We start from the raw sequence: 8,772 nt of genomic DNA, 5'->3' as shown, positions 1-8,772 counted from the left end.
GACCGCCGCGAAATTCTGGGACGGAGTGGCTGAAAAATATGCCCGAACTCCAATAAAGGATATGGATTCCTATGAGCATACGCTCGAACGGACAGCTTCCTATCTCAAGAAAACCGACGATGTGTTAGAACTGGGATGTGGCACGGGAATGACCGCGCTGCGCCTGTCCCCCTATGCCGATACGATTACCGCCAGCGATGTTTCCCCCTGCATGCTGGCGGTCGGTCAGAAGAGCGCGACAGAGCAGCAGATCGAAAACGTGGCCTTTGTTCAGGCTGATGCAAGCCGTCCGCCCTCCTGGTCCTACGACGTGGTGCTGGCATTCAATGTGTTGCATCTGGTCGAAGACCTGAATGCGGCTCTGGCCTCTGTTCATGAGGTGATGAAGCCGGGTGGTTTGTTCATCTCAAAAACCTTCTGCCCGCCACAACGCGGCATAAACCTGCGGTTTCAAGCTGTACGGTTGGCTTTGCCGGTCATGCAGTTGCTGGGCAAGGCGCCGTTTGTGCGGTTTCTGTCCGAAGCAGAGTTGGATGCAACCGTTGAAAGGGCCGGGTTCGAAATCGTCGAATGCGACAGTTTCCCGGCACGCGATGCAAGACGGTTTTTGGTGGCGCGCAAGATTTAAGCCCGAACCGACACTTTCCGCATTGGGCCAGCGCCCATTGTGTCCTATGCATGCTCTGAAACAAATTCGGAGTTTGCTATGGGCCTGAACGTATACCTCTCTGGTGAAATCCACACCGACTGGCGCGAACAGATTATCGACGGTGCACAGGGTTTGGACATTACCTTCAACAGCCCCGTGACCGATCACGATGCCAGCGACGATTGCGGTGTCGCCATTCTGGGTGCCGAGCCGAACAAGTACTGGCACGACCACAAGGGCGCGATGGTCAATGCGATCCGTACCCGAAAGGGGATTTCAGATGCGGATGTGGTCGTCGTGCGGTTTGGTGAGAAATACAAACAGTGGAACGCGGCCTTTGATGCGGGATACGCGGCGGCGTTGGGAAAATCACTGATCGTTCTGCACGGTCCCGACCACCAGCACGCGCTGAAAGAGGTTGATGCTGCTGCCCTGGCTGTGGCTGAGCAACCTTCGCAGGTGGTTGAAGTGCTGCGCTACGTCCTGACCGGGAAGTTGCCAAAGTAACTCACGTTACGTTCTGATTGCCGGATTTCTGCGTGCTTTCTACCGTTGTTTCAGACAGCAGCGGGAGAGGCGGCCATGGAATTCGACTATGTCATTGTAGGTGGTGGTTCTGCTGGCTGTGTCATGGCGGCCCGTCTTAGTGAACACCCGGATACAAGCGTTTGCCTGATCGAAGCTGGCGGAGCCGGAGAGGATCTTCTGATCCGGGCTCCGGCCCTTGTTGCGGCCATGATCTCGGGGCGGCCCAAGCTGAACAATTGGGCCTTTCACACGGTGCCACAACCGGAATTGAACGGGCGCAAAGGATTTCAGCCACGGGGCAAGGCGCTAGGCGGATCATCGGCAATCAACGCGATGCTCTATGTGCGTGGCCATCCCAGCGACTACGACGAATGGGCCGATCTTGGTTGCGAGGGGTGGGATTGGCAAAGCGTGTTGCCTTATTTCCGAAGGGCAGAGGGCAATGCGCGTGGTGCCGATGACCTGCATGGGGCAAGTGGTCCCCTGCAGGTTGCCGATCAATCCGAGCCTCGCGCCATCTCTCATGCCTTTGTTGAAGCCTGTGGCCAGCAGCAAATCCGCGAAACGGATGATTTCAACGGGCCAGAGCAAGAAGGGGCAGGCCTGTATCAGGTGACACAGTTTCATAACGGGTCGCACAAGGGCGAGCGATGTTCAGCCTCTGCCGCTTATCTGCGCGATGTGAAACTGCGGCAGAACCTGACGATCCTGACCGGGGCTGAGGCCCAGAAAATCCTCTTTGATCAGAAGCGGGCGACCGGCGTACAGGTGCGCCACAAGAAGAAGGTTGTCGAAATCCGCGCCCGTCAGGAAGTCATTGTTTCCGGTGGCGCATTTGGTTCCCCACAACTGCTGATGCTGTCGGGGATCGGGCCTGAATCCGAATTGGCCCAGCATGGTATTCCGGTTCTGCATGATTTGCCGGGTGTTGGTCAGAATCTTCAGGACCATCTGGACTATGTCCTGAGTTATCGATCAAAACGTAAGGATGTGATCGGCCTGACACCGGGTGGGTTATGGAACCTGGCCAAAGCGGGCTTAGACTGGCGCCGAAGCGGAGAGGGCCTATTCGCATCTCCATTTGCCGAAGGTGGTGCGTTCTTCAAGTCCGACCCGTCGGTTCCCAGGCCGGATCTTCAGCTGCACTTTGTTGTTGGGATTGTTGACGATCACATGCGCAAGATTCACCTTCACCACGGCTTTTCCTGCCATGTCTGTGTTTTGCGTCCGTTCAGTCGGGGCAGTGTTGGTTTGACTGCAGATCGCGCTAGCGCACCACCGCGTATCGATCCGGCGTACCTCAGCGACGATCGCGATCTGGACCTGTTGAAACGGGGTGCGCGGATCATGGAATCGATCCTTGAGGCGTCGCCGCTGGAGCCGTGGCGCGCCAAACGGTTATATGCGCATGACGGTAGCGATCAGGCGCTTGAGGCAGATATTCGCAACCGGGCGGACACGATTTATCACCCCGTGGGAACCTGCAAGATGGGTGTCGATGACATGGCCGTCGTTGATCTTGAAGGCCGGGTACATGGGGTTGATGGGCTGCGAGTGGTGGACGCATCAGTTATGCCGACCTTGATCGGTGGTAACACCAATGCGCCCACTATCATGATTGCTGAAAAAATCGCTGACGCAATCAGTCCCGCGCAGGTGTGACCAGACCTTTTTGCACCGCTGGCCGTTCCAGGAAACGGTCAAGATAGGCCACAACGTTGGAATGGTCTTCCCAGCCGACAAGGTCGTGTGCGCCGTAGAATTCGAGCCCGCGTAGCCATGGCGCGATGGCGATATCGGCAATCGAATACTCACCGGCAATCCAGTCCTGACCCTCAAGCTGCTGGTTCAGAACATTCAGCAGCCGTTTTGCCTCGTTCACGTAACGCTCACGAGGGCGGGGGTCTTCGATCTCGCTGCCTGCGAATTTATGGAAATAGCCCAGTTGACCGAACATCGGACCGACGCCACCCATCTGGAACATGACCCATTGAATCACGCGGTACTTGTCAGCTTTGGTCTGTCCCAGAAACTTGCCACTCTTTTCCGCAAGATAAATTAGGATCGCACCGCTTTCGAAAAGGCCAAGCGGCTCTCCGTCCGGGCCATGGGGGTCAATGATGGCCGGGATTTTGTTGTTTGGGTTCAGCGACAGGAACTCGGGGCTTTTGACGTCCGAATCCGAAAGGGTGACCAGATGAGGTTCATAGGGCAGGCCGGTTTCTTCCAGCATGATCGAGGCTTTGACCCCATTCGGAGTTGGAAAGGAATAGAGTTGAATCCTGTCCGGGTGCTTGGCGGGCCAGCGGCCGGTAATGGGATGTGATGTGGTATCCAGCATGAGACGCTCCTTTTCGGGCTGCTCTCAGAAGCTAGGCATGGGATCGCGATCTTGCCAGTATCTGTCATGTGCGTGGTTGGTCAGCGGATGTGTGTTGAGGAACAACGGGGAAAACCGAAACAACTCGCACCTAGACCAAAATGCTATTTTCGCACAATATTTGCATGATCCCGCGCAAAAGACGCGGGTTTGTTGTTACTTGAAAGGAGATGCGCGTGGACGAGGTCGTAACACAGATGGGCGCGTTTGCCCCGCTGATCATGAATGCGGTCAAAGCGCTGATCGTCATAATCCTGGGTTGGATTGTGGCCGGAGCGATTGCTGGAATGGTGCGGCGTCGGATAAACAAAACTCCGCAGATCGACCCCACATTGGGGAATTTCGCCGCGAGCATGGTGAAATGGGTGATCCTTGCCATAGTGCTGGTCGCCGTTCTGGGGATCTTCGGAATTCAGGCCACCAGTATCGTCGCTATTCTTGGTGCAGCTTCGCTTGCCATCGGTCTGGCGCTGCAGGGCACACTCAGCGATCTGGCTGCGGGCGTTATGCTAGTAGTGTTCCGGCCCTACAAACTGGGCCAATATGTTGACATCGGGGGTACCTCGGGCACCGTCAAGGATCTGAACCTGTTCACGACCGAGCTTGTGACTCCGGACAACGTGCAGATCATTGTTCCCAATGGTCAGGCCTGGGGATCGATCATCACAAACTTCTCCGCGCATGATACGCGTCGCGTCGATCTGGTGTTTGGGATCGACTACGGTGACAATGCTGATGAAGCGATGAACATCATTCTTGATGTCGCCAAGGCCGATAGCCGCATTCTCAGCGATCCGGAACCTTGGGTACGGGTGACCAATCTGGGGGATAGCTCTGTCGATCTGACTGCACGTCTGTGGTGTAACGCGCCGGATTTTTGGGACGTCAAATTTGAGACGACCAAAGCGGTGAAAGAAGCCTTTGATGCCAAAGGTGTTTCGATTCCTTATCCGCATTCGGTGGAAATCCAGAAAAAGGGCTGAGCCCTCCCGCCCGTCAATTGGGCATTACAAATGCCCACTTCCCGTTGGGCAAAGCGCCGCGCAGATGCGCGGCGCTGTTTCTTTAGACAATCAATCGGTCGCGACGATCAGCTTTTGATCACGACATTGGGTGATACGACGTCGATGCCCAACGCCTTGCCGACGGCATAATAGGTCAGCTGACCTGCGTGCACATTGAGGCCGGCCAAAAGATGTGGATCATCCTGACATGCCTGCTTCCAGCCCTTATCGGCCAGCGCCAGCATGAACGGCATCGTCGCGTTACCCAGCGCGATGGTGGATGTCCGTGCAACTGCGCCCGGCATGTTGGCGACGCAGTAGTGCATGATGCCATCCACCTCATAGATCGGATCCGCATGGGTGGTCGCTTTGGACGTTTCAAAACAGCCGCCCTGGTCGATGGCGACGTCTACCAGAACTGCGCCGGGCTTCATGGTTGAAAGCTGTGCGCGGGTTACCAGCTTGGGCGCCGCTGCACCCGGGATCAGAACAGCGCCGATCACCATGTCGGCTTCCTGAATCAGCTCTGCGGTGGCACCGGCAGTCGAGTACTGGTTTTTGAACCGGCCACCGAACACGTCATCCAGATAGCGAAGACGCGGCAGCGAGCGGTCCAGAACAGTGACATCTGCGCCCATTCCGGCAGCAACCTGCGCGGCATGAGTACCCACGACGCCGCCACCGATCACAACCACCTTGGCCGGGCTGACACCGGGAACGCCGCCCATCAGAACGCCGCGACCGCCATTGGCTTTCTGCAAAGTCCACGATCCGACCTGAGGTGCCAGACGCCCCGCAACCTCGGACATCGGGGCCAGCAGGGGCAGGCCGCCATTCGCATCCGTCACGGTTTCATAAGCGATGGCAGTACAGCCCGATTCCAACAGATCATGCGTTTGATCCGGATCCGGTGCCAGGTGCAGGTAGGTGAACAGCAGCTGACCTTCGCGCAGCATCTTGCGCTCACCGGCCTGCGGTTCCTTGACCTTCACGATCATGTCGGCTGTGGCAAAGACCTCTGCCGCCGTGTCAACGATGCGGGCACCGGCAGCGATATAGGCGTCATTGTCAAAGCCCGAACCCATGCCGGCTCCGGTTTCGATGATCACTTCATGTCCACGGGCAACCGCTTCCTGAGCGGCGTTCGGGGTCATGCCGACGCGGAATTCCTGGGGTTTGATTTCCTTGGGGCAACCGATTTTCATTAGGGCTCTCCGTTCATAAACTGCTTAAATTATGTGCAAATTCGGGTGCAATTTTTGTGAAACTCGATGCATTGACAAGTAAAGGTATGGGAGAATATTCGAAGAAATACCAGTTTCTTGCGACGGATGTGCGTGAATGAGCCTTGATACAACCGACAAAAAGATCTTAGCTGCACTGCAGCGCAAAGGCAGAATGTCGAACTCGGAACTGTCCGAGCAAGTGAATCTGTCACCTTCGGCGTGTCATCGTCGCGTTCAACGTCTGGAGGCTGAGGGTTTTATTCGCGACTACGTTGCGCTGCTTGATGCGCGCAAAATGGGCGTACCGACGACCGTTTTCGTTGAGATTACGTTGCAAGGGCAAGCTGAAGAGTTGCTTGAGGCTTTTGAAAAGGCGGTTCGTCGCATTCCCGACGTGCTGGAATGCCATCTTATGGCAGGGACGGCTGACTACATCCTCAAGGTCGTTGCCGAAAACACCGAAGACTTCGCACGCATTCACCGTCAGTACCTGTCGCGACTGCCAGGCGTGGCACAGATGCAAAGTTCCTTTGCCCTGCGCACAGTGTTCAAAACGACCGCATTGCCCGTCTAGGTTATCCTCAAGCCGGACCGGGATAGGTGAACAGGGCCAGATGTGCAAAGTTGAACCCGAAATGCATCAGCGTCGGTACCCACAGTCTGCCGGTTGCATAGTAGCCCAAACCACAGGCGAGCCCTAGGATTGAGGCAAAGAAAACCAGCGCTGGCCCTCCGCCAAAATGAACCAACCCGAACAGAATGCTGGCAAGGGTGATCCCGATGGCAGGACCGGCTTTTGTTGACAAAACGGACTGCAGATAACCGCGAAAGAAGGCCTCTTCTGTCAGGCAGGTCAGAAACAGATTTGAGAAGGCAAAGATCATCCACCAGGCAGGCAGACCGAGTTCAGGCTGGACTGCCCCTGACGTGGCGCCCAAAAGGAACAGTGCCGGAAGAAGTAACATGCCGACAATCAGTGGCAGTCGGCGGGTGGGTATCGCCCCATTGATGATCATGGGGCAGGCCAACAGGACGGCAAAGAACACGATGGGTTTGTCCAGGTTCAGGTACATCGTAAATGGCCCACTGTCCGGTCCGGCATTCACCTGATCCAGAACCAGAAGATTATTGAAACCTGGCATTAGGTGAGCGCCCAGAGCGAGGCTCCAGACGATCAGCACAAGATGTCCGAGTATAGCTGCCAAACCGTTCAGGCGGGGCAAATAGGAGGCACCTATCAATCCAAGGGTGGCAATCAGAAAACCTAGAAGTGTGAGCAGACCTAATGCAAAGGTCACAAAGCCAAACAGCAGCAGCATCACCAAACTCAGAAGACGCTGGCCAGACAGTGCGAGAATCTGACCAAGCACCAGAATGAGCCAGGGCCAGATCGTTGGGAGAAGAGCAAGAAAGAGCGCCAAAGGTACCTCCGGGTTGTGGACTAACTTGGACTCAGAATTGCGTATGACGTCAACTGCTTGTCATTGCGTCAATCCAGACGCTTGTATCCCGCCCCCGACAGGTTCACATTCATGTCTCGGAACGCGCATGACCGTTTTTATGACATCCGCTGTTTACACACGCCCGTTACGGTCCGAACCCGATGAAAGATAAGGAGCAGACCTTGGCTTACGAAAACAACTACGAGCCCAAAGATTGGCTGGAAGCTGAGCTGGAAGATACGCTGGACGAAGATTTTGAGATCGAGTTCAGCGAGCCGATGCTCTCGATGGAAGTCCGCAAGATTTATCGCGACCAGCATCCCGAAATGCTGAACCGCAAGGTGTATTTCCGCAATCTGCTGCGTCTGCAGGCTGAACTGATCAAGGTTCAGGATTGGGTTCAGCACACCGGTGCCAAGGTGTGTATTTTGTTCGAAGGCCGAGATAGTGCGGGAAAGGGGGGTGTGATCAAGCGGATCACGCAACGTCTGAACCCGAGGGTTGCGCGCGTAGTCGCGTTGCCCGCACCCAGCCGCCGTGAGCAAAGTCAGTGGTATTTTCAGCGCTATGTTCCGCATTTGCCCGCGGCTGGAGAAATCGTGCTGTTCGACCGGTCTTGGTACAACCGGGCGGGTGTCGAACGCGTTATGGGCTTTGCAACCGAAGATCAGGTCGAGCAGTTTTTTCAGGACGTTCCTGAATTCGAACGTATGCTGGTCCGCTCGGGCATCATTCTGCTGAAATACTGGTTCTCGATCACGGATGAAGAACAGCAGTTGCGATTCCTCATGCGCATTCATGATCCGATGAAACAGTGGAAACTTTCGCCGATGGATCTGGAATCCCGTATCCGCTGGGAATCCTACACCAAGGCCAAAGAAGACATGTTCTTCCGCACCAACATTCCAGAAGCACCGTGGTACATCGTTGAAGGCAATGACAAGAAGCGCGAACGCCTGAACTGTATCGAGCACCTGCTAACCAGAATTCCGTATGACGACGTACCGCAGGAAAAGGTCACGCTCCCGGATCGTCGTTACAATCCCGAGTACGAGCGCCGCATACTTCCTGATGAACTCTATGTTCCCAAGGTTTACTGACGGCTCGAAAGAAAGAATGGTGCGAGGCTGGGAGATTCCAGCCCCGCACCGGACAGCCGTTAGGCGGCGTCCATCATGAAATCAACATCATAGTAGTTGAACACAAAGACGTCCCCGCAGGTGTCTTCCGCTACATCCGAATTTGTGGTCTCCAACTCGGACGCAGGATTGTTCTCACCAGCCATGACCAGTTCGAAATCGTCCGTTTCAGGCTCTGAATCCGCCAACTCGGTTTCGTTCCAGTCGAATTGATCCAGCTGAGCTCTCAGGGATTGGACGAATGCTTCGATCTCGGCAAGGAAGGCCTGAACATCAAAGCATGCATATTCGGGTTGTTCTGGCTCGGGTGTCTCAGCCACCGGCGTTTCGGTCTCCGGCTCTTCGGTTTCCGTGACGTCTGTTCCTGGGGTTTCGGTTTCTGGTTCCTCAGTTTCGGTCACATC

At 55.6% G+C, this 8,772-nt stretch carries 10 protein-coding genes; 6 read left to right on the top strand and 4 right to left on the bottom strand.

Annotated features, from left to right (window positions below):
* The 3 genes from E1297_RS21520 to E1297_RS21510 form a co-directional block, all read left to right on the top strand.
* Positions 1 to 628, top strand: a 628-nt coding sequence (locus E1297_RS21520) for a class I SAM-dependent methyltransferase (protein WP_155142181.1), incomplete at its 5' end; no start/stop codon positions are given.
* Positions 629 to 706: 78 nt separating this feature from the next.
* The gene (locus E1297_RS21515) at positions 707 to 1,156 is read left to right on the top strand and encodes a YtoQ family protein (RefSeq protein WP_155142102.1); all 450 of its coding nucleotides are present in this window, start codon (positions 707 to 709) and stop codon (positions 1,154 to 1,156) included.
* Between the two features lie 75 nt (positions 1,157 to 1,231).
* The gene (locus E1297_RS21510) at positions 1,232 to 2,839 is read left to right on the top strand and encodes a GMC family oxidoreductase (RefSeq protein WP_155142101.1); all 1,608 of its coding nucleotides are present in this window, start codon (positions 1,232 to 1,234) and stop codon (positions 2,837 to 2,839) included.
* Here the strand turns inward: E1297_RS21510 and E1297_RS21505 are convergent.
* Positions 2,820 to 3,518 (bottom strand): glutathione S-transferase family protein, encoded by a 699-nt coding sequence (locus tag E1297_RS21505; RefSeq protein WP_155142099.1) that lies wholly within the window; start codon positions 3,516 to 3,518, stop codon positions 2,820 to 2,822. The two genes, E1297_RS21510 and E1297_RS21505, sit on opposite strands and share 20 nt — an antisense overlap.
* 215 nt (positions 3,519 to 3,733) lie before the next feature.
* Here E1297_RS21505 and E1297_RS21500 point away from each other — a divergent pair, with 215 nt between their 5' ends.
* Positions 3,734 to 4,540: a mechanosensitive ion channel domain-containing protein gene (locus E1297_RS21500; RefSeq protein ID WP_170332508.1), complete on the top strand. Its 807-nt coding sequence runs from the start codon at positions 3,734 to 3,736 to the stop codon at positions 4,538 to 4,540.
* A 107-nt stretch (positions 4,541 to 4,647) separates the two neighbouring features.
* On the opposite strand, the gene ald is transcribed toward E1297_RS21500, so the two are convergent.
* Entirely contained in the window at positions 4,648 to 5,766 is a 1,119-nt protein-coding gene (gene ald, locus E1297_RS21495) for an alanine dehydrogenase (protein WP_155142095.1), read from the bottom strand.
* Positions 5,767 to 5,902: 136 nt separating this feature from the next.
* Between ald and E1297_RS21490 the strand changes: the two genes are divergently transcribed.
* On the top strand, positions 5,903 to 6,361 hold the full coding sequence (locus E1297_RS21490) for an Lrp/AsnC family transcriptional regulator (RefSeq protein WP_155142093.1): 459 nt from the start codon (positions 5,903 to 5,905) through the stop codon (positions 6,359 to 6,361).
* A 7-nt stretch (positions 6,362 to 6,368) separates the two neighbouring features.
* On the opposite strand, the gene E1297_RS21485 is transcribed toward E1297_RS21490, so the two are convergent.
* Positions 6,369 to 7,208, bottom strand: coding sequence for a CPBP family intramembrane glutamic endopeptidase (locus E1297_RS21485; RefSeq protein ID WP_155142091.1), 840 nt, complete (start codon positions 7,206 to 7,208; stop codon positions 6,369 to 6,371).
* A 203-nt stretch (positions 7,209 to 7,411) separates the two neighbouring features.
* On the opposite strand from E1297_RS21485, the gene ppk2 reads away from it, so the two are divergent.
* On the top strand, positions 7,412 to 8,329 hold the full coding sequence (ppk2, locus tag E1297_RS21480) for a polyphosphate kinase 2 (protein ID WP_244327839.1): 918 nt from the start codon (positions 7,412 to 7,414) through the stop codon (positions 8,327 to 8,329).
* Between the two features lie 59 nt (positions 8,330 to 8,388).
* Here ppk2 and E1297_RS21475 read toward each other — a convergent pair.
* A partial coding sequence (locus E1297_RS21475; protein WP_209015914.1) for a hypothetical protein occupies positions 8,389 to 8,772 on the bottom strand: 384 nt, incomplete at its 5' end.

The sequence above is a fragment of the Roseibium sp. RKSG952 genome (genome assembly GCF_009711355.1).
The sequence above is the reverse complement of the archived record's forward strand: the minus strand, read 5'-3'. Positions and strand labels throughout refer to the sequence as shown.

What these genes read in the sequence shown, in the direction of transcription:
- E1297_RS21515 (WP_155142102.1), top strand. Translation starts at nt 707, where the DNA reads ATGGGCCTGAACGTATACCTCTCTGGTGAAATCCACACCGACTGGCGC.
- E1297_RS21510 (WP_155142101.1), top strand. Translation starts at nt 1,232, where the DNA reads ATGGAATTCGACTATGTCATTGTAGGTGGTGGTTCTGCTGGCTGTGTC.
- E1297_RS21505 (WP_155142099.1), bottom strand. Translation starts at nt 3,518, where the DNA reads ATGCTGGATACCACATCACATCCCATTACCGGCCGCTGGCCCGCCAAG.
- ald (WP_155142095.1), bottom strand. Translation starts at nt 5,766, where the DNA reads ATGAAAATCGGTTGCCCCAAGGAAATCAAACCCCAGGAATTCCGCGTC.
- E1297_RS21490 (WP_155142093.1), top strand. Translation starts at nt 5,903, where the DNA reads ATGAGCCTTGATACAACCGACAAAAAGATCTTAGCTGCACTGCAGCGC.